Consider the following 19894-nt stretch of genomic DNA (forward strand, 5'->3'; position numbering starts at 1 on the left):
GACCCCATCTTTAGAACGGAATGAGCAAAATGGCTGATCTGAACAAACTCGCCGAAGACATCGTCGGCCTGACCCTCCTGCAGGCTCAGGAACTGAAGACCATCCTGAAGGACAAGTACGGCATCGAGCCGGCCGCCGGTGGCGCCGTCATGATGGCCGCTGGTCCGGCTGCTGGCGCTGCTGCTGCCCCGGCCGAAGAGCAGACCGAATTCGACGTCGTCCTGACGGATGCCGGCGCGAACAAGATCAACGTGATCAAGGTCGTGCGCGAAATCACCGGTCTGGGCCTGAAGGAAGCCAAGGACCTGACCGAAGCCGGTGGCAAGGTCAAGGAAGGCATCTCGAAAGCCGACGCCGAAGCGATGAAGAAGAAGTTCGAAGAGGCTGGCGCCAAGGTCGAACTGAAGTAATCGGGCGGAATGCGCAACGCATTCTGACATCGGTTTTCAGGCTGGGTCGGGGATTTCCCCGGCCCAGCCGAACCTGTCTTGAAAGGGGCATCACAGCGCCCCGGCCCCGTGGGTGCCCCTTTCAAGGCGTGGTTCAAGGTTCGGGAGCCCTCCGGTGGGACGGCGGGCATGAATGGAACCTGACACCCCTTATCGCAAGAGGCGCGCGCCCGTGGCCCCGACGGACCCGCGCCAGCGACACGAGAAAAAGGTGACGACGAGCATGGCGCAAGCTTACGTTGGCCAGAAACGCATCCGCCGCTACTATGGCAAGATCCGTGAAGTCCTTGAGATGCCGAACCTCATCGAGGTTCAGAAATCCTCTTACGACCTGTTCCTGAAATCGGGCGACGGCGACAAGCCCGCCGATGGCGAGGGGATCCAGGGCACGTTCCAATCGGTGTTCCCGATCAAGGATTTCAACGAGACGGCGGTTCTGGAGTTCGTGAAATACGAGCTTGAAAAGCCCAAATATGACGTGGACGAGTGCCAGAGCCGCGACATGACCTATGCCGCGCCGCTGAAGGTGACGCTGCGCCTGATCGTGTTCGATGTCGACGAGACCACGGGCGCCCGGTCCGTCAAGGACATCAAGGAACAGGATGTCTACATGGGCGACATGCCCCTGATGACGTCGAACGGCACGTTCATCGTGAACGGGACCGAGCGGGTGATCGTTTCCCAGATGCACCGCAGCCCCGGCGTGTTCTTCGACCATGACAAGGGCAAGACGCATTCGAGCGGCAAGCTGCTGTTCACCTGCCGGATCATTCCCTATCGCGGGTCGTGGCTGGATTTCGAATTCGACGCCAAGGACATCGTGTTCGCGCGCATCGACCGCCGCCGCAAGCTGCCGGTGACGACGCTGCTTTATGCGCTGGGCATGGATCAGGAAGGCATCATGGATGCCTATTACGACACCATTTCCTTCAAGCATCAGAAGAACAAGGGCTGGGTGACCAAGTTCTTCCCGAACCGCGTTTCCGGCACGCGCCCGACCTATGATCTGGTCGATGCGGCGACGGGCGAGGTGATCCTGAAGGCGGGCGAGAAGGCCACGCCGCGGATGGTGAAGAAGTGGAAGGATGACGGCGCGATCACGGAACTGCTGGTTCCGTTCGACCACATCATCGGCCGCTATGTCGCCAAGGACATCATCAACGAGGAAACCGGCGAGATCTGGGTCGAGGCCGGTGACGAGCTGACGATGGAATATGACCGTGACGGCGAGGTGAAGGGCGGCAGCCTGAAGCTTTTGCTGGATCAGGGCATCACCGACATTCCGGTTCTGGACATCGACAACATCAATGTCGGCCCCTACATCCGCAACACGATGGCGGCGGACAAGAACATGGGCCGCGACACCGCGCTGATGGACATCTACCGCGTGATGCGCCCGGGCGAGCCGCCGACCGTGGAAGCGGCCAGCGCGCTGTTCGACACGCTGTTCTTCGATTCCGAGCGCTATGACCTGTCGGCCGTGGGCCGCGTGAAGATGAACATGCGTCTCGACCTCGGCAAGCCGGACACCCAGCGCACGCTGGACCGCGAGGACATCATCGCCTGCATCAAGGCGCTGACGGAACTGCGCGACGGCAAGGGCGAGATCGACGATATCGACCACCTCGGCAACCGCCGGGTGCGTTCGGTTGGCGAGCTGATGGAAAACCAGTACCGCGTCGGCCTGCTGCGGATGGAGCGCGCGATCAAGGAGCGGATGTCGTCGGTGGAAATCGACACGATCATGCCGCAGGACCTGATCAATGCGAAGCCGGCGGCGGCGGCGGTGCGGGAATTCTTTGGTTCCAGCCAGCTGTCGCAGTTCATGGACCAGACGAACCCGCTGTCCGAAGTGACGCACAAGCGCCGCCTGTCGGCCCTTGGGCCGGGCGGTCTGACCCGTGAACGCGCGGGCTTTGAGGTGCGCGACGTTCACCCGACCCACTATGGCCGGATGTGCCCGATCGAAACGCCGGAAGGCCAGAACATCGGTCTGATCAACTCGCTGGCCACCTTTGCCCGCGTGAACAAGTACGGCTTCATCGAGACCCCCTATCGCAAGGTGGTGGATGGTCAGGTGACCGACGAAGTCATCTACATGTCGGCGACCGAGGAAATGCGCCACACCGTGGCGCAGGCCAACGCGAACCAGGATGACGAAGGCCGGTTCCGGGATGACCTGATCTCCAGCCGGAAGGCCGGGGAATTCATGCTGAACCCGCCGGATGCGATCGACCTAATCGACGTGTCGCCCAAGCAGCTGGTTTCGGTTGCGGCCTCGCTCATTCCGTTCCTGGAAAATGACGACGCGAACCGCGCGCTGATGGGGTCGAACATGCAGCGTCAGGCGGTGCCGCTGCTGCAATCGGACGCGCCTTTCGTGGGGACGGGGATTGAGGCGGTCGTCGCCCGCGATTCCGGTGCCGCCATCATGGCGCGTCGTTCGGGCGTGATCGACCAGGTGGACGCGACGCGTATCGTTGTGCGCGCGACCGAGATGCTGGAACCCGGCGAGCCGGGCGTGGACATCTATCGTCTGCGCAAGTTCAAGCGTTCCAACCAGTCGTCCTGCATCAACCAGCGTCCGCTGGTGAAGGTGGGCGACAAGGTCGCGCGCGGCGAGGTGATCGCGGACGGTCCCTGCACGGATATGGGCGAACTGGCCCTTGGCCGGAACGTCGTCGTCGCGTTCATGCCGTGGAACGGCTACAACTACGAGGACTCGATCCTGATTTCGGAACGCATCCTGCGGGATGACGTCTTCACCTCGATCCATATCGAGGAATACGAAGTCGCGGCGCGGGACACGAAGCTGGGGCCGGAAGAGATCACGCGCGATATCCCGAACGTGGGCGAAGAAGCGCTGCGCAACCTGGATGAGGCGGGCATCGTCTATATCGGGGCCGAAGTGCAGCCGGGCGATATTCTGGTGGGCAAGATCACGCCCAAGGGCGAAAGCCCGATGACGCCGGAAGAAAAGCTTCTGCGCGCGATCTTTGGCGAAAAGGCGTCGGACGTGCGGGATACCTCGCTGCGGCTGCCGCCGGGGGCCTATGGCACCATCGTGGAAGTGCGGGTGTTCAACCGGCATGGCGTGGACAAGGACGAACGCGCGCTGCAGATCGAGCGTGAGGAAGTCGAACGTCTGGCCCGTGACCGGGACGACGAACAGGCCATTCTGGAGCGCAACATCTATGCGCGCCTGAAGACGCTGATCATGGGCAAGACCGCCGTGAAGGGGCCGAAGGGCATCAAGGCCGGGTCGACCATTGATGACGAACTGCTGGGCACGCTGTCGCGCGGCCAGTGGTGGCAGCTTGCGCTGGGTGAAGAGGCCGAGGCGAAGGAAGTCGAGGCGCTGCACGACCAGTTCGAGGCGCAGAAGCGCGCGCTGGAACACCGGTTCGACGACAAGGTCGAGAAGGTGCGCCGTGGCGACGATCTGCCCCCCGGCGTGATGAAGATGGTCAAGGTGTTCGTCGCGGTGAAGCGCAAGCTGCAGCCGGGCGACAAGATGGCCGGCCGTCACGGGAACAAGGGCGTCATCTCGAAGGTCGTGCCGATGGAGGACATGCCCTTCCTTGCGGATGGCACCCCGGTTGACCTGGTGCTGAACCCGCTGGGCGTGCCGTCGCGGATGAACGTCGGGCAGATCCTGGAAACCCATATGGGCTGGGCCGCGCGCGGCCTTGGCCTGAAGATCGACGAGGCCTTGAAGGAGTATCGCCGGTCGGGCGACCTGACCCCGGTGCGCGAGGCGATGCGCATCGCCTATGGCGACGAGACCTATGACGAGGCCTTTGCCGGCCGCGACGAGGACGAGTTGCTGGAACTGGCGGGTAACGTGACGCGCGGCGTGCCGATTGCGACGCCGGTCTTCGACGGGGCCAAGGAACTGGACGTGAACGACGCGCTGCGCCGCGCCGGGTTCGACCAGTCGGGGCAATCGGTGGTGTTCGATGGCCGCACGGGCGAGCAATTCGCGCGGAAGGTCACGGTGGGCGTGAAATACATGCTCAAGCTGCACCACCTTGTCGACGACAAGCTGCACGCCCGTTCGACGGGGCCGTACAGCCTCGTCACGCAGCAGCCGCTGGGCGGGAAGGCGCAGTTCGGCGGTCAGCGTCTGGGGGAGATGGAGGTCTGGGCGCTGGAAGCCTATGGCGCCGCCTATACCCTGCAGGAGATGCTGACGGTGAAGTCGGACGACGTGGCAGGCCGGACCAAGGTTTACGAGTCGATCGTCAAGGGCGAGGACAATTTCGAAGCGGGCGTTCCCGAGAGCTTCAACGTGCTCGTCAAGGAAGTTCGCGGCCTTGGCCTGAATATGGAACTCCTGGATGCGGAGGAGGAGTGACGGGAGGGCGGGGTGAACCCCGCCCTACGGTCCTTCGGTATGGCGGGGTGAACCCCGCCCTACGCCCCTTCCCCGCAGCCCCGATCTTAGGGAAATGAAATGAACCAGGAACTGACCAACAACCCGTTCAACCCGGTTGCCCCGATCAAGACGTTCGACGAGATCAAGATCTCTCTGGCCAGCCCGGAGCGCATCCTGTCTTGGTCCTATGGCGAGATCAAGAAGCCGGAAACGATCAACTACCGCACGTTCAAGCCGGAGCGTGACGGCCTGTTCTGCGCCCGTATCTTCGGGCCGATCAAGGACTATGAATGCCTCTGCGGCAAGTACAAGCGCATGAAGTATCGCGGTGTCGTCTGCGAGAAGTGCGGTGTGGAAGTCACGCTGCAGAAGGTGCGGCGCGAGCGGATGGGCCATATCGAACTGGCCGCGCCCGTCGCGCATATCTGGTTCCTGAAGTCGCTGCCGTCCCGCATCGGCCTGATGCTGGACATGACGCTGCGCGATCTGGAACGCATCCTGTACTTTGAAAACTATGTCGTCATCGAACCCGGTCTGACGGACCTGACCTATGGTCAGCTGATGACCGAGGAAGAATATCTGGACGCGCAGGACCAGTATGGCGCGGATGCCTTCACCGCCAATATCGGCGCGGAAGCCATTCGCGAGATGCTGGCGGCGATCGATCTGGACCAGACGGCGGAAACGCTGCGCGAGGAGCTGAAGGAAGCCACGGGCGAGCTGAAGCCGAAGAAGATCATCAAGCGGCTGAAGATCGTGGAGTCCTTCCTTGAATCGGGCAACCGTCCGGAATGGATGGTCCTTACCGTGCTGCCGGTGATCCCGCCGGAACTGCGCCCGCTGGTGCCGCTGGATGGGGGCCGGTTCGCGACGTCGGACCTGAACGACCTGTATCGCCGGGTCATCAACCGGAACAACCGTCTGAAGCGCCTGATCGAGCTGCGTGCGCCCGATATCATCGTGCGCAACGAAAAGCGGATGCTGCAGGAAGCGGTGGACGCGCTGTTCGACAACGGCCGCCGCGGCCGCGTGATCACGGGCACGAACAAACGCCCGCTGAAATCGCTGTCCGACATGCTGAAGGGCAAGCAGGGCCGGTTCCGCCAGAACCTGCTGGGCAAGCGCGTGGACTTTTCGGGCCGTTCGGTCATCGTGACCGGTCCGGAACTGAAGCTGCACCAGTGCGGTCTGCCGAAGAAGATGGCTTTGGAACTGTTCAAGCCGTTCATCTATTCGCGTCTGGAAGCCAAAGGGCTGTCTTCCACCGTCAAGCAGGCGAAGAAGCTGGTCGAGAAGGAGCGCCCGGAGGTCTGGGATATTCTGGATGAGGTCATCCGCGAACATCCCGTGCTGCTGAACCGTGCGCCGACGCTGCACCGTCTGGGGATTCAGGCGTTTGAGCCGATCCTGATCGAAGGCAAGGCGATCCAGCTGCATCCGCTGGTCTGTTCGGCCTTCAACGCCGACTTTGACGGTGACCAGATGGCCGTTCACGTGCCGCTTTCGCTGGAAGCCCAGCTGGAAGCGCGCGTGTTGATGATGTCGACGAACAACGTGCTGTCGCCCGCCAACGGTGCGCCGATCATCGTGCCGTCGCAGGACATGGTTCTGGGCCTGTATTACGTCACCATGGAACGCAAGGGCATGGTCGGCGAAGGCAAGATCTTTGCCGATATCGAGGAAGTGGAACATGCGCTGGCCGCTGGTGCGGTGCATCTGCATGCCTCGATCACGGCGCGTCTGCGCCAGATCGACGACGAGGGCAACGAAGTCTGGAAGCGTTACAAGACGACCCCCGGTCGTCTGCGTCTGGGCAACCTGCTGCCGCTGAACGCGAAGGCGCCGTTCGAGCTGGTGAACCGGCTGCTGCGGAAGAAGGACGTGCAGAACGTCATCGACACCGTCTACCGCTATTGCGGGCAGAAGGAGTCGGTCATCTTCTGTGACCAGATCATGGGTCTGGGCTTCCGCGAGGCGTTCCGAGCGGGCATCTCGTTCGGCAAGGACGACATGCTGATCCCGGATTCCAAATGGACCATCGTGAACGAGGTTCGCGATCAGGTGAAGGAATTCGAACAGCAATACATGGACGGCCTGATCACCCAGGGTGAGAAGTACAACAAGGTGGTCGATGCCTGGTCGAAATGTTCCGACAAGGTGGCGGCCGAGATGATGGCCGAAATCTCGGCTGTCCGCGTCGATGACGCGGGGGCGGAGAAGGAGCCGAACTCGGTCTACATGATGTCTCACTCGGGTGCGCGGGGTTCGCCTGCCCAGATGAAGCAGCTGGGCGGGATGCGCGGTCTGATGGCCAAGCCTTCGGGCGAGATCATCGAGACGCCCATCATCTCGAACTTCAAGGAAGGTCTGACCGTTCTTGAATACTTCAACTCGACCCATGGCGCGCGGAAAGGTCTGGCCGATACGGCGCTGAAGACCGCGAACTCGGGCTATCTGACCCGCCGTCTGGTGGACGTGGCGCAGGATTGCATCGTGCGGTCCAACGATTGCGGCACGGAACGGGCGATCACGGCGGAAGCCGCGGTCAATGACGGGGAAGTGGTGCAGTCGCTGGCCGAGCGTGTGCTGGGCCGTGTCGCGGCGGATGACATCCTTGTTCCGGGTTCGGACGAGGTGATCGTCGCGCGGGGCGAGCTGATCGACGAACGCAAGGCCGACGCGATCGACGCGGCGGGTGTTGCGTCCTGCCGGATCCGCAGCCCGCTGACCTGTGAAGCGGAAGAAGGTGTCTGCGCGGCCTGCTATGGCCGTGACCTTGCCCGCGGCACGCTGGTGAACATCGGGGAAGCGGTCGGCATCATCGCCGCCCAGTCCATCGGGGAACCCGGCACGCAGCTGACGATGCGGACCTTCCACATCGGCGGCATCGCGCAGGGTGGCCAGCAGTCCTTCCTGGAAGCCTCGCAAGAGGGCAAGATCGAGTTCCGCAACGCGAACCTTCTGTCGAACGCCAATGGCGAGCAGATCGTGATCGGGCGGAACATGTCGCTGGCCATCATCGACGAGGCCGGTCAGGAGCGGGCGGTTCACAAGATCAGCTATGGTGCGAAGATCCACGCCAAGGACGGCCAGACCGTCAAGCGTGGCACCAAGCTGTTCGAATGGGACCCCTATACCCTGCCGATCATCGCGGAAAAGGCGGGTCTTGCGAAGTTCGTCGACCTGATCTCGGGCATTTCGGTGCGCGAAGAGACGGACGATGCAACCGGCATGACGCAGAAGATCGTGTCGGACTGGCGGTCGGCGCCGAAGGGCAACGACCTGAAGCCCGAGATCATCGTGATGGACCCGGCGACGGGCGAACCGGTGCGCGCGGACAACGGCAACCCGATCACCTATCCGATGTCGGTGGACGCGATCCTTTCGGTCGAGGACCAGCAGGAAGTGCGTCCGGGCGACGTGGTGGCGCGTATCCCGCGCGAAGGTGCCAAGACCAAGGACATCACCGGGGGTCTTCCCCGCGTGGCGGAACTGTTCGAGGCCCGTCGTCCGAAGGATCACGCGATCATCGCGGAAACCGATGGCTACGTGCGCTTCGGCAAGGACTACAAGAACAAGCGGCGCATCACGGTGGAGCCGGTGGACGAAACCCTGCAGGCGATCGAATACATGATCCCGAAGGGCAAGCACATCCCGGTGCAGGAAGGCGACTTCGTGCAGAAGGGCGACTACATCATGGACGGCAACCCCGCGCCGCATGACATCCTGCGCATCATGGGTGTCGAGGCGCTGGCGAACTACATGATCGACGAAGTGCAGGACGTCTATCGACTGCAGGGCGTGAAGATCAACGACAAGCATATCGAGGTGATCGTCCGCCAGATGCTGCAGAAGCTTGAGATCCTGGACAGCGGGGACACGACCCTGCTGAAGGGCGAACAGGTGGAGCGCATCGAACTGGACGAGGAAAACGCCAAGGCACGTGCCCGTGGCCTGCGTGAGGCGAAGGCCGAGCCGGTGCTGCTGGGGATCACCAAGGCGTCGCTGCAGACCCGCAGCTTCATCTCGGCCGCGTCCTTCCAGGAAACGACCCGCGTGCTGACCGAGGCTTCGGTCCAGGGCAAGCGCGACAAGCTGGTCGGTCTGAAGGAGAACGTGATCGTCGGTCGCCTGATCCCGGCAGGGACGGGTGGGGCGACGAGCCGCGTGAAGAAGATCGCGTCGGATCGCGACCAGAACGTCATCGACGCCCGCCGGTCGGAGGCCGAACAGGCCGCCGCGCTGGCCGCGCCGATGGATGTGACGGATGTCGATGCAGGGCTGGTCGATACGGTGGAAAGCCGGGATTGATCTGATCCGCAGGAACGGAATGGGGCCGTCGCAGCAATGCGGCGGCCCTTTTCCTTTTGGTGTCGCTGGCGGGGTGGCGGGGGCGGGTGCGGCTTGTTAGGGACAGGCAAGAGGAGTGATCCATGCCCATGTCCGACAACCTGCGCGGCGCGCTTTACATGTGCGTCGCCATGGCAGCCTTCACCATAAATGACGCCATGATGAAGGCGGCCACGCAGACCCTGCCGCTGTGGCAGGCGATTGCCATGCGGGGGCTGCTGACGCTGGGGCCGCTCTTGGCGATCGGGGCGATGACGGGGCGGCTGACATGGCGGCTGGGGCGGCGGGATGCCGTGACGGTGGGGGTGCGGTCCTTCGCCGAGGTGGCATCCACCCTGCTTTTCCTGGCGGCGCTGGTGCATATGCCGCTGGCGAACCTGTCGGCCATCATGCAATCGCTGCCGCTGGCGGTGACGCTGGCGGCCTGGGCCTTTTTCGGCGACAAGGTCGGCTGGCGGCGGATGACGGCGATCCTTGTGGGTTTTGCGGGGGTGTTGATCATCGTGCGGCCGGGGCCCGAGGGGTTTGACCAATATGCGCTGATCGGCCTTGCCTCGGTGGCCTTTGTCGTGGTGCGCGACCTGTCCACGCGCGAATTGTCGAAGGCAGTGCCTTCGGCCACGGTCGCGGTGGCGGCGAGCCTTTCGGTGACGGCGACGGCGCTGGCGCTGTCCTTGCCAGGGGGATGGGTGGGGTTTTCGCTGCGTGAGGGGCTGCTGATCGCCGGGGCGGCGGCCTCGCTGGTGGTGGGATACAACTTTGTCGTCATGGTGATGCGGGTGGGCGATATCGGTTTTGTCGCCCCGTTCCGCTATGTCTCGCTTCTGGTGGCCCTGGTGCTGGGCTGGGCGGTGTTCGGCACGCTGCCCGATGCGCTGACGCTGTTCGGGGCGGGGCTGGTGGTGGCGTCGGGCATCTTCACGCTGTGGCGCGAGCGGAAGGTGAAGGCGGGGCAGGGCTGAGCCAGCCGAGGGGGGCGGTTGTTGACATCCCGCGCGACTCCCCCTATACGCCCGCTACCTGAGTGCTGGCCCCCTGTGGGAGTCGGCCTTCGGATATCGAAAAGTGAGTGGTCATGATCCGGGCCGCAACGCCCCGATCCTCTGGAATTCCACCGCGTCGTCCCCGCAAGGGACGGATGCGGTTTTGGTGTTTTGCGATCCGCGCAGACATCAGTCGAGAAGCAGCGCGTCGAGGTTCGGCGCGAGTATTGACAACCGCCCAGGACGGGCAAATCGAGGTAGATTGATGCCGACGATCCAACAGCTGATCCGCAAGCCGCGGGAAGCGAAAGTCAGAAGGTCCAAGTCGCAGCACTTGGAATCGTGCCCCCAGAAGCGTGGTGTCTGCACCCGCGTCTATACCACCACTCCGAAGAAGCCGAACTCCGCTATGCGTAAGGTCGCCAAGGTGCGCCTGACGAACGGGTTCGAGGTCATCTCCTACATCCCCGGCGAAAAGCACAACCTGCAGGAACACTCTGTCGTGCTGATCCGCGGCGGCCGCGTGAAAGACCTTCCGGGTGTGCGTTACCACATCCTGCGCGGTGTTCTGGATACCCAGGGCGTCAAAGATCGTCGTCAACGCCGTTCGAAATACGGCGCGAAGCGTCCGAAGTGAGGAGCTGAGAGATGTCCCGCCGTCACGCCGCAGAAAAGCGCGAAATCCTGCCCGACGCCAAATATGGCGATCGCGTGCTGACCAAGTTCATGAACAACCTGATGCTGGACGGGAAGAAATCCGTCGCGGAATCGATTGTTTACGGTGCGCTTGAGCGCGTCCAGTCGCGCCTTAAGCGCGAACCGATCCAGGCCTTCCACGAGGCGCTGGACAATGTGAAGCCCTCTGTCGAAGTGCGTTCGCGCCGCGTCGGTGGTGCGACCTATCAGGTCCCCGTCGAAGTGCGCACCGAGCGCCGCGAGGCGCTGGCGATCCGCTGGCTGATCACCGCGGCCCGCAAGCGCAACGAGAACACGATGGAAGAGCGGCTGGCTGCCGAGCTTGCCGATGCGGTGAACAACCGCGGCACCGCCGTGAAGAAGCGTGAAGACACCCACAAGATGGCCGACGCGAACAAAGCGTTCAGCCATTACCGCTGGTAAGGAGCGCCCATCATGGCACGCGAATATCCGCTGCACCTCTACCGCAATTTCGGGATCATGGCCCATATCGACGCGGGCAAGACCACGACGACCGAACGCATCCTGTATTACACCGGCAAGTCCCACAAGATCGGCGAAGTCCATGACGGCGCCGCGACGATGGACTGGATGGAACAGGAGCAGGAACGCGGGATCACCATCACCTCGGCTGCGACCACCACCTTCTGGGAGCGCACCGAAGATGGCGCGACCCCGATGACCCCGAAGCACCGCTTCAACATCATCGACACCCCCGGCCACGTCGACTTTACCATCGAGGTGGAGCGTTCGCTGGCGGTTCTCGACGGTGCCGTCTGCCTGCTGGACGCCAACGCCGGTGTGGAACCCCAGACCGAAACCGTGTGGCGTCAGGCTGACCGCTACAAGGTTCCGCGGATCGTGTTCGTCAACAAGATGGACAAGATCGGCGCGGACTTCTTCAAATGCGTCAAGATGATCAAGGACCGCACCGGCGCGACCCCCGCCCCGATCGCCCTGCCGATCGGTGCCGAGGACAAGCTGGAAGGGATCATCGACCTGGTGACCATGAAGGAATGGGTCTATCAGGGCGAAGATCTGGGCGCGTCTTGGATCATCAAGGACATCCGCGCCGACCTGAAGGCCGAAGCCGATGAATGGCGTTCGAAGCTGGTCGAGCTTGCCGTCGAGCAGGACGATGCGGCGATGGAAGCCTATCTGGAAGGCAACGAGCCTTCGGCCGAGGAACTGCGCCGCCTGATCCGCAAGGGCACGCTGGCCATGGCCTTCGTTCCGGTCACCGCCGGTTCGGCGTTCAAGAACAAGGGCGTTCAGCCGGTCCTGAACTCGGTCATCGACTACCTGCCCTCGCCGCTGGACGTGCCCGCCTATATGGGCTTCAAGCCGGGCGACGAGACGGAAACCCGCGACATTCCGCGGTCGGCCGATGATGCGCAGCCCTTCGCGGCGCTGGCCTTCAAGATCATGAACGACCCCTTCGTGGGCTCGCTCACCTTTACCCGCATCTATTCCGGCGTCCTGAAGAAGGGCGACCAGATGGTCAACTCGACCAAGGGCCGGAAAGAGCGCGTGGGCCGCATGATGATGATGCACGCCATCAACCGCGAGGAAATCGACGAAGCCTTCGCGGGCGACATCATCGCGCTGGCGGGTCTGAAGGAAACGACCACGGGTGACACGCTGTGCGACCCGAACAACCAGGTCGTTCTGGAAACCATGACCTTCCCGGAACCGGTGATCGAGATCGCCGTGGAACCGAAGTCGAAGGCCGACCAGGAGAAGATGGGCCTCGCGCTCGCACGTCTGGCTGCCGAAGACCCGTCCTTCCGCGTCGAGACCGATCTGGAATCGGGCCAGACCATCATGAAGGGCATGGGCGAACTTCACCTCGACATCCTCGTCGACCGCATGCGTCGCGAGTTCAAGGTCGAGGCGAATATCGGTGCCCCGCAGGTGGCCTATCGCGAGACGATCTCGCGCGCGGCGGAAATCGACTACACGCACAAGAAGCAGACCGGTGGTACCGGCCAGTTCGCGCGCGTGAAGCTGGAAATCACCCCGACGGAGCCGGGCGAAGGCTATTCGTTCGAGTCGAAGATCGTGGGCGGTGCGGTGCCGAAGGAATACATCCCCGGCGTCGAGAAGGGCATCAAATCCGTCATGGATTCGGGCCCGCTGGCCGGCTTCCCCGTGATCGACTTCAAGGTGGCGCTGATCGACGGTGCCTTCCATGACGTCGACTCGTCGGTTCTGGCCTTCGAAATCGCCTCGCGTGCCGCGATGCGCGAAGGTCTGAAGAAGGCGGGTGCGAAACTGCTGGAACCGATCATGAAGGTCGAGGTGGTGACGCCGGAGGAATATACCGGTTCGATCATCGGCGACCTGACCTCGCGTCGGGGGATGGTGCAGGGTCAGGACACCCGCGGCAATGCCAACGTGATCAACGCGATGGTGCCGCTGGCGAACATGTTCGGCTACATCAACAACCTGCGTTCGATGTCGTCGGGCCGCGCGGTCTTTACCATGCTGTTCGACCACTATGACGCGGTTCCGCAGAACATCTCGGACGAGATCCAGAAGAAATACGCCTGATCGGTGTGGCGGGGTGAACCCCGCCCTACCAAACCCGTAGGGCGGGGTTCACCCCGCCACCCGTAGCAAAGAATGAGGAGTTGCCGCGATGGCAAAGGCAAAGTTTGAACGGACGAAACCGCACGTCAACATTGGCACGATCGGCCACGTTGACCATGGCAAGACGACGCTGACGGCGGCGATCACGAAGTATTTCGGCGAATTCCGCGCCTATGACCAGATCGACGGTGCGCCGGAAGAGCGGGCGCGTGGCATCACGATCTCGACCGCGCATGTGGAATACGAGACGGAGAACCGTCACTACGCGCACGTCGACTGCCCCGGCCACGCCGACTATGTGAAGAACATGATCACGGGTGCGGCGCAGATGGACGGCGCGATCCTGGTCTGCGCGGCCTCGGACGGCCCGATGCCGCAGACGCGCGAGCATATCCTGCTGGGCCGTCAGGTGGGCATTCCCTACATGGTCTGCTACATGAACAAGGTTGACCTTGTTGATGACGAGGAACTGCTGGAACTCGTGGAGATGGAAGTGCGCGAGCTCTTCTCGTCCTACGACTATCCCGGTGACGATATCCCGATCATCAAGGGTTCGGCCCACCAGGCCATGATCGGCGAGCGCAAGGACATCGGCGAGGATTCCATCCGCGCGCTGATGGCCGCCGTGGACAGCTATATCCCGACTCCGGCGCGTGCGATCGACCAGCCCTTCCTGATGCCGATCGAAGACGTGTTCTCGATCTCGGGCCGCGGCACGGTTGTGACCGGGCGTGTGGAGCGTGGCGTGATCAACGTCGGCGACGAGGTTGAGATCGTGGGGATCCGCGAGACGAAGAAATCGGTCTGCACGGGCGTGGAAATGTTCCGCAAGCTCTTGGACCGTGGGGAAGCTGGCGACAACGTCGGCGTGCTGCTGCGCGGCATCGACCGTGAGGGCGTGGAGCGTGGGCAGGTGCTGTGCAAGCCGAAGTCGGTGAACCCGCACACCCATTTCGAAGCCGAGGCCTATATCCTGACGAAGGAAGAAGGTGGCCGTCACACGCCGTTCTTCGCGAACTACCGCCCGCAGTTCTACTTCCGCACGACGGACGTGACGGGGACGGTGAAGCTTCCGGAAGGCACCGAGATGGTGATGCCGGGCGACAACCTGAAGTTCGAGGTGGAGCTGATCGCCCCGATCGCGATGGAAGAGAAGCTGCGCTTCGCCATCCGTGAAGGCGGCCGCACCGTCGGCGCAGGCGTCGTCTCGAAGATCATCAAGTAAGAACGCCCGTAGGGCGGGGTTCACCCCGCCTTGCGAAAAGAAACAGAGCGAATCGCCTTTCCAAAGGCATGAGCAATCTGTAAGGACGCGCGGCGCACCTTTCGGGGTGCGCCGCAGACCATCAACAAATGTGAACCTATGGGCCGGGCATACCGCCCTGTCTACGTTCCGAAGGAAAACAAGATGCAAGGTCAGACCATCCGCATCCGGCTCAAGGCCTTCGATTACCGCGTTCTGGACGCCAGCACGCAGGAAATCGTGAACACGGCCAAGCGGACCGGCGCGCAAGTGCGCGGCCCGATCCCGCTGCCGAACAAGATCGAGAAGTTCACGGTTCTCCGTGGTCCGCATATCGACAAGAAGTCGCGCGACCAGTGGGAAATCCGGACGCACAAGCGTCTTCTCGACATCGTCGATCCGACCCCGCAGACCGTGGACGCGCTGATGAAGCTCGACCTCGCGGCCGGCGTGGATGTCGAGATCAAGGTTTAAGGGGGCATGACCATGCGCTCTGGCGTTATCGCAAAGAAGCTGGGCATGACCCGGCTGTTCCTGGAGAACGGGGCACAGGTTCCGGTGACCGTTCTTCAACTTGACAACCTGCAGGTCGTGGCACAGCGCACCGCCGAGAAGGATGGCTATACCGCCGTCCAGCTGGGCGCCGGTGCGGCCAAGGCCAAGCGGACGACCGCCGCGCAGCGGGGCCACTTCGCCAAGGCGAATGTGGAGCCCAAGCGCAAGATCGCGGAATTCCGCGTAAGCCCGGACAACCTGATCGACGTGGGCGCGGAAATCACCGCCGACCACTATCTGGCGGGCCAGTTCGTGGACATCGCGGGCACCTCGATCGGTAAAGGTTTTGCCGGTGCGATGAAGCGGCACAACTTCGGCGGTCTGCGGGCCTCGCACGGGGTGTCGATCTCGCACCGTTCGCACGGGTCCACGGGCCAGTGCCAGGACCCCGGAAAGGTGTTCAAGGGCAAGAAGATGGCCGGTCACCTGGGTGCCGTCCGCGTGACCACGCAGAACCTGCAGGTCGTGCGCACGGATGCCGACCGTGGCCTGATCATGGTGAAGGGCGCCGTTCCCGGTTCCAAGGGCGGCTGGGTCACCATCAAGGATGCAGTGAAGAAGGCCCCGTTCGCCGACGCGCCGCGTCCGGCCGCGGTGCGTTCGGCTGCTGCGGCTGCTCCGGCTGCCGAAGTTGCGGTCGAAGGGGGTGAAGCATGAAACTCGATGTGATCAAGCTGGACGGCGGCAAGGCCGGTTCCATCGATCTGGACGAAGCGCTGTTCGGCCTTGAGCCGCGCGCGGACATCCTGCATCGCGTGGTGCGTTGGCAGCGTGCGAAGGCACAGGCTGGCACCCACTCGGTTCTGGGCAAGTCGGACGTGTCCTACTCGACCAAGAAGATCTATCGCCAGAAGGGCACCGGTGGCGCACGTCACGGCTCGCGCAAGGCGCCGATCTTCCGTCACGGTGGCGTCTACAAGGGCCCGACCCCGCGGTCGCATGCCCATGACCTGCCGAAGAAGTTCCGCGCCCTCGGGCTGCGTCATGCGCTGTCGGCCAAGCTGAAGGCGGGTGAACTGGTGATCGTGGACAGCCTTGCGATGGCGGAAGCCAAGACCGCGATGCTGGCCAAGACCGTCAAGGAACGTGGCTGGAAGCGCGTGCTGATCATCGACGGTTCGGATGTCGACGCGAATTTCGCGCTGGCCGCCCGCAACCTGGAAGGGATCGATGTGCTGCCGACCATTGGCGCAAACGTCTATGACATCCTGAAGCGTGACACCCTGGTGATCACGAAGGCGGGTGTCGAAGCCTTGGAGGCCCGCCTGAAATGAGCGCGAAACCCGAACACTACGACCTGATCAAGAAGCCGATCATCACCGAGAAAGCGACCATGGCGTCGGAGAACGGTGCGGTGGTCTTCCAGGTCGCGATGGACGCGACGAAGCCCGCGATCAAGGAAGCCGTCGAGGCGGTCTTTGGCGTGAAGGTGAAGGCGGTGAACACCGTCGTCTCCAAGGGCAAGGTCAAGAAGTTCCGCGGCCGTCCCGGCGAGCGGAGCGACAAGAAGAAGGCCTATGTCACGCTGGAAGAAGGCAACACTATCGACGTTGCCACGGGCCTCTGATAGAAGCCGCACGAATCTCGCGGCCCCGGTTTCCGGGGCCGTGGATTTTTTGAAGAATCCGGTCCTCGCCTGATGGCGCCGACCGACCTACCGGGGATCTTCGGAGCCCTATAACCATCGGGACTGCCAAGCGGTCCCCTAGCTGACGGAAGACAGAGAGCATGGCACTCAAGTCGTATAAACCGACGACGCCTGGCCAGCGTGGGCTGGTTCTGATCGACCGTTCGGAGCTGTGGAAAGGACGCCCCGTCAAAGCCCTCACCGAGGGTCTGACGAAGACGGGCGGCCGGAACAACACCGGACGTGTCACGATGTGGCACAAGGGCGGTGGCGCAAAGCGCCTGTACCGCGTTGTGGATTTCAAGCGCCGCAAGTTCGATATCGCGGCGACCGTGGAACGGATCGAATATGACCCGAACCGCACCGCCTTCATCGCGCTGGTGAAGTATGCGGATGGTGAACTTTCCTATATCCTGGCGCCGCAGCGTCTGGCCGTGGGCGATCAGGTGATCGCCGGCGCCAAGACCGACGTGAAGCCGGGCAATGCGATGCCCTTCAGCGGCATGCCGATCGGGACGATCGTTCACAACGTCGAGCTGAAGCCCGGCAAGGGTGGCCAGCTGGCGCGTGCCGCGGGGACCTATGCCCAGTTCGTCGGCCGTGACGGCGGCTATGCGCAGATCCGCCTTTCGTCGGGCGAACTGCGGATGGTGCGTCAGGAATGCATGGCGACCATCGGTGCCGTGTCGAACCCCGACAACTCGAACCAGAACCTCGGCAAGGCCGGGCGTCGCCGCCACATGGGCATCCGCCCGACCGTTCGCGGTGTGGCGATGAACCCGATCGACCACCCGCATGGTGGTGGTGAAGGCCGGACCTCTGGTGGCCGTCACCCGGTGACGCCGTGGGGCAAGGGCACCAAGGGCAACCGGACCCGGTCGAACAAGCAGACGGACAAGTACATCGTCCGTTCGCGTCACGCCAAGAAAAAAGGGCGCTAATCCATGTCTCGTTCTATCTGGAAAGGCCCGTTCGTCGACGCTTACGTGCTGAAGAAAGCCGAGAAAGCGCGGGAATCGGGCAAGAACGAAGTGATCAAGATCTGGTCGCGCCGTTCCACCATCCTGCCGCAATTCGTTGGTCTGACCTTCGCGGTCTACAACGGCCACAAGCATATCCCGGTGGCGATCACCGAGGAGATGATCGGTCAGAAGTTCGGTGAATATTCGCCGACCCGCACCTACTACGGCCATGCGGCCGACAAGAAAGCCAAGAGGAAGTAAGCCATGGGTAAGGAAAAGAATCCGCGCCGCGTGGCGGACAATGAAGCGATGGCGATTGCCCGGATGCTTCGCACCTCGCCGCAGAAACTGAACCTCGTTGCCGGGATGATTCGTGGCAAGAAGGTGGACAAGGCGCTGGCCGACCTCACCTTCTCGAAGCGCCGCATCGCGGGTGACGTGAAGAAGTGCCTGCAGTCGGCGATCGCCAATGCGGAAAACAACCACAATCTCGACGTTGACAGCCTTGTCGTCGCCGAAGCCTGGGTCGGCAAGAACCTGGTCATGAAGCGCGGCCGTCCGCGGGCGCGTGGCCGGTTCGGCAAGATCATGAAACCGTTCAGCGAGATCACCATCAAGGTGCGTCAAGTCGGGGAGTCTGCATAATGGGTCAGAAGGTCAACCCCATCGGGATGCGCCTCCAGGTCAACCGGACCTGGGACAGCCGCTGGTTCGCCGAGTCGAAGGACTATGGCAATCTGCTGCTGGAAGACCTGCGGATGCGTGAATTCATTCACGAGGAATGCAAGCAGGCCGGCGTCAGCCGCGTGATCATCGAGCGTCCGCACAAGAAGTGCCGTGTGACCATTCACACCGCACGTCCGGGCGTGATCATCGGCAAGAAGGGCGCGGATATCGAAGGGCTTCGCAAGAAGCTGTCGGTCTTCACCAAGTCCGAACTGCACCTGAACATCGTCGAAGTCCGCAAGCCGGAACTGGACGCCCAGCTGGTGGCCGAGTCGATCGCCCAGCAGATGGAGCGCCGGGTTTCGTTCCGCCGGGCCATGAAGCGTGGCGTGCAAAACGCGATGCGGATGGGCGCGCTGGGGATCCGGGTGAACGTCGCCGGTCGTCTGGGTGGTGCGGAGATCGCGCGGACCGAATGGTACCGTGAGGGCCGCGTTCCGCTGCATACGCTGCGCGCCGACATCGACTATGCGCTGTCGGAAGCCGAGACGCCCTATGGGATCATCGGTGTGAAAGTGTGGATCTTCAAGGGCGAGATCCTTGAGCATGATCCGCAGGCCCGCGACCGCCGCCAGGCGGAAGCGCAGGACGGCGCTGCGCCGCGTGCGCCGCGTCGCGACCGCGAACGCGCGTAAGGGAGTAGAAGGAAATGCTGCAACCGAAACGGACGAAGTTCCGCAAACAGCACAAGGGCCGTATCCACGGCGAGGCGAAGGGCGGCTTCCTGCTGAACTTCGGATCGTTTGGCCTGAAGGCGACCGAACCCGAGCGCGTCACCGCGCGGCAGATCGAAGCGGCCCGCCGCGCGATCACCCGCCACATGAAGCGTCAGGGCCGGGTATGGATCCGCGTGTTCCCCGATGTGCCGGTGTCGTCGAAGCCGACCGAAGTGCGTATGGGTAAGGGCAAGGGTTCCGTCGACTATTGGGCGGCCAAGGTGAAGCCCGGCCGCATCATGTTCGAGATTGACGGCGTGTCCGATGTCATCGCGCGTGAGGCCCTGCGCCTGGGTGCGATGAAGCTTCCGGTCACGACCCGCGTCGTCGCCCGCGAAGACTGGTAAGCCGGGGCGGGGTGAACCCCGCCCTACGAAGGCCCCCGCCGGTGACGGCGGGGGCCTTTCTGCTTTTGGCGGTCAGGCGGCGGTGCGGATCTGGATCGGGCCATCCTGCGCAAGGACGAGATCCCTCGTGTCCAGAAGCGTGATGATCCCCGTCCATTGTCTGAGCGTGCCGTTGCTATCGGCCTTCTCGAAGTGTTGATTTGCACTGAGAGCTGACCCGGGTTTTCCATCGAGAAGTGACCCACCATTGGTTATGGATTTCGTGTCATG

The 19894-nt window shown here is 62.9% G+C and carries 18 protein-coding genes; 17 read left to right on the plus strand and 1 reads right to left on the minus strand.

Annotated features, from left to right (window positions below):
- The first annotated feature begins 29 nt into the window (after positions 1-29).
- The 17 genes from rplL to rplP all read left to right on the plus strand — a co-directional run bounded on the left by rplL (position 30) and on the right by rplP (position 19624).
- Complete coding sequence (rplL, locus tag G5V65_RS05125) at positions 30-410, plus strand: 50S ribosomal protein L7/L12 (RefSeq protein ID WP_031339559.1); 381 nt, start codon at positions 30-32, stop codon at positions 408-410.
- 262 nt (positions 411-672) lie between these two features.
- Positions 673-4806 (plus strand): DNA-directed RNA polymerase subunit beta, encoded by a 4134-nt coding sequence (gene rpoB, locus G5V65_RS05130; RefSeq protein ID WP_206526666.1) that lies wholly within the window; start codon positions 673-675, stop codon positions 4804-4806.
- Between the two features lie 99 nt (positions 4807-4905).
- Positions 4906-9138, plus strand: coding sequence for a DNA-directed RNA polymerase subunit beta' (rpoC, locus tag G5V65_RS05135; RefSeq protein WP_165047524.1), 4233 nt, complete (start codon positions 4906-4908; stop codon positions 9136-9138).
- A gap of 122 nt (positions 9139-9260) precedes the next feature.
- The gene (locus G5V65_RS05140) at positions 9261-10139 is read left to right on the plus strand and encodes a DMT family transporter (protein ID WP_165047525.1); all 879 of its coding nucleotides are present in this window, start codon (positions 9261-9263) and stop codon (positions 10137-10139) included.
- A gap of 286 nt (positions 10140-10425) precedes the next feature.
- Positions 10426-10797 carry a 30S ribosomal protein S12 gene (gene rpsL / locus G5V65_RS05145; RefSeq protein ID WP_023667098.1) on the plus strand — a complete coding sequence of 124 codons (372 nt, stop codon included), beginning with the start codon at positions 10426-10428 and terminating at the stop codon, positions 10795-10797.
- An 11-nt stretch (positions 10798-10808) separates the two neighbouring features.
- Entirely contained in the window at positions 10809-11279 is a 471-nt protein-coding gene (gene rpsG, locus G5V65_RS05150) for a 30S ribosomal protein S7 (RefSeq protein WP_101921458.1), read from the plus strand.
- A 12-nt stretch (positions 11280-11291) separates the two neighbouring features.
- Complete coding sequence (gene fusA, locus G5V65_RS05155; RefSeq protein ID WP_165047526.1) at positions 11292-13409, plus strand: elongation factor G; 2118 nt, start codon at positions 11292-11294, stop codon at positions 13407-13409.
- 88 nt (positions 13410-13497) lie between these two features.
- Positions 13498-14673 (plus strand): elongation factor Tu, encoded by a 1176-nt coding sequence (gene tuf / locus G5V65_RS05160; RefSeq protein ID WP_165047509.1) that lies wholly within the window; start codon positions 13498-13500, stop codon positions 14671-14673.
- 183 nt (positions 14674-14856) lie between these two features.
- Positions 14857-15165 carry a 30S ribosomal protein S10 gene (gene rpsJ, locus G5V65_RS05165; RefSeq protein WP_023666234.1) on the plus strand — a complete coding sequence of 103 codons (309 nt, stop codon included), beginning with the start codon at positions 14857-14859 and terminating at the stop codon, positions 15163-15165.
- A 12-nt stretch (positions 15166-15177) separates the two neighbouring features.
- The gene (gene rplC, locus G5V65_RS05170) at positions 15178-15903 is read left to right on the plus strand and encodes a 50S ribosomal protein L3 (protein ID WP_165047586.1); all 726 of its coding nucleotides are present in this window, start codon (positions 15178-15180) and stop codon (positions 15901-15903) included.
- A complete protein-coding gene (gene rplD / locus G5V65_RS05175; RefSeq protein WP_165047528.1) occupies positions 15900-16520 on the plus strand; it encodes a 50S ribosomal protein L4 in 621 nt (206 codons plus the stop codon). Before rplC ends, rplD begins: the two co-directional genes overlap by 4 nt.
- Entirely contained in the window at positions 16517-16813 is a 297-nt protein-coding gene (locus tag G5V65_RS05180; protein WP_165047529.1) for a 50S ribosomal protein L23, read from the plus strand. The genes rplD and G5V65_RS05180 overlap by 4 nt, the downstream gene beginning before the upstream one ends.
- 161 nt (positions 16814-16974) lie before the next feature.
- Entirely contained in the window at positions 16975-17814 is an 840-nt protein-coding gene (rplB, locus tag G5V65_RS05185; protein ID WP_165047530.1) for a 50S ribosomal protein L2, read from the plus strand.
- A 3-nt stretch (positions 17815-17817) separates the two neighbouring features.
- Positions 17818-18096 carry a 30S ribosomal protein S19 gene (gene rpsS, locus G5V65_RS05190; RefSeq protein WP_165047531.1) on the plus strand — a complete coding sequence of 93 codons (279 nt, stop codon included), beginning with the start codon at positions 17818-17820 and terminating at the stop codon, positions 18094-18096.
- Between the two features lie 3 nt (positions 18097-18099).
- A complete protein-coding gene (gene rplV, locus G5V65_RS05195; protein ID WP_165047533.1) occupies positions 18100-18480 on the plus strand; it encodes a 50S ribosomal protein L22 in 381 nt (126 codons plus the stop codon).
- Positions 18480-19196: a 30S ribosomal protein S3 gene (gene rpsC / locus G5V65_RS05200; RefSeq protein ID WP_165047534.1), complete on the plus strand. Its 717-nt coding sequence runs from the start codon at positions 18480-18482 to the stop codon at positions 19194-19196. Before rplV ends, rpsC begins: the two co-directional genes overlap by 1 nt.
- Before the next feature lie 14 nt (positions 19197-19210).
- Positions 19211-19624, plus strand: coding sequence for a 50S ribosomal protein L16 (rplP, locus tag G5V65_RS05205; protein WP_165047535.1), 414 nt, complete (start codon positions 19211-19213; stop codon positions 19622-19624).
- 72 nt (positions 19625-19696) lie between these two features.
- Here rplP and G5V65_RS22070 read toward each other — a convergent pair.
- Positions 19697-19894: hypothetical protein (locus G5V65_RS22070; RefSeq protein WP_206526667.1), on the minus strand; the 198-nt coding region annotated here is incomplete at its 5' end.

This window comes from Paragemmobacter kunshanensis (assembly GCF_011059185.1).
Classification (GTDB): Bacteria; Pseudomonadota; Alphaproteobacteria; order Rhodobacterales; family Rhodobacteraceae; genus Paragemmobacter; species Paragemmobacter kunshanensis.

Bases quoted from the DNA above. Each gene is read 5' to 3' on its own strand.
- rplC (WP_165047586.1), top strand. From the start codon at position 15,178: ATGCGCTCTGGCGTTATCGCAAAGAAGCTGGGCATGACCCGGCTGTTC.
- G5V65_RS05180 (WP_165047529.1), top strand. From the start codon at position 16,517: ATGAGCGCGAAACCCGAACACTACGACCTGATCAAGAAGCCGATCATC.
- rpsG (WP_101921458.1), top strand. From the start codon at position 10,809: ATGTCCCGCCGTCACGCCGCAGAAAAGCGCGAAATCCTGCCCGACGCC.
- rpoB (WP_206526666.1), top strand. From the start codon at position 673: ATGGCGCAAGCTTACGTTGGCCAGAAACGCATCCGCCGCTACTATGGC.
- rplB (WP_165047530.1), top strand. From the start codon at position 16,975: ATGGCACTCAAGTCGTATAAACCGACGACGCCTGGCCAGCGTGGGCTG.
- rplD (WP_165047528.1), top strand. From the start codon at position 15,900: ATGAAACTCGATGTGATCAAGCTGGACGGCGGCAAGGCCGGTTCCATC.
- rplV (WP_165047533.1), top strand. From the start codon at position 18,100: ATGGGTAAGGAAAAGAATCCGCGCCGCGTGGCGGACAATGAAGCGATG.
- rplL (WP_031339559.1), top strand. From the start codon at position 30: ATGGCTGATCTGAACAAACTCGCCGAAGACATCGTCGGCCTGACCCTC.
- tuf (WP_165047509.1), top strand. From the start codon at position 13,498: ATGGCAAAGGCAAAGTTTGAACGGACGAAACCGCACGTCAACATTGGC.
- rplP (WP_165047535.1), top strand. From the start codon at position 19,211: ATGCTGCAACCGAAACGGACGAAGTTCCGCAAACAGCACAAGGGCCGT.
- rpsC (WP_165047534.1), top strand. From the start codon at position 18,480: ATGGGTCAGAAGGTCAACCCCATCGGGATGCGCCTCCAGGTCAACCGG.
- G5V65_RS05140 (WP_165047525.1), top strand. From the start codon at position 9,261: ATGCCCATGTCCGACAACCTGCGCGGCGCGCTTTACATGTGCGTCGCC.
- fusA (WP_165047526.1), top strand. From the start codon at position 11,292: ATGGCACGCGAATATCCGCTGCACCTCTACCGCAATTTCGGGATCATG.
- rpsS (WP_165047531.1), top strand. From the start codon at position 17,818: ATGTCTCGTTCTATCTGGAAAGGCCCGTTCGTCGACGCTTACGTGCTG.
- rpsJ (WP_023666234.1), top strand. From the start codon at position 14,857: ATGCAAGGTCAGACCATCCGCATCCGGCTCAAGGCCTTCGATTACCGC.
- rpoC (WP_165047524.1), top strand. From the start codon at position 4,906: ATGAACCAGGAACTGACCAACAACCCGTTCAACCCGGTTGCCCCGATC.
- rpsL (WP_023667098.1), top strand. From the start codon at position 10,426: ATGCCGACGATCCAACAGCTGATCCGCAAGCCGCGGGAAGCGAAAGTC.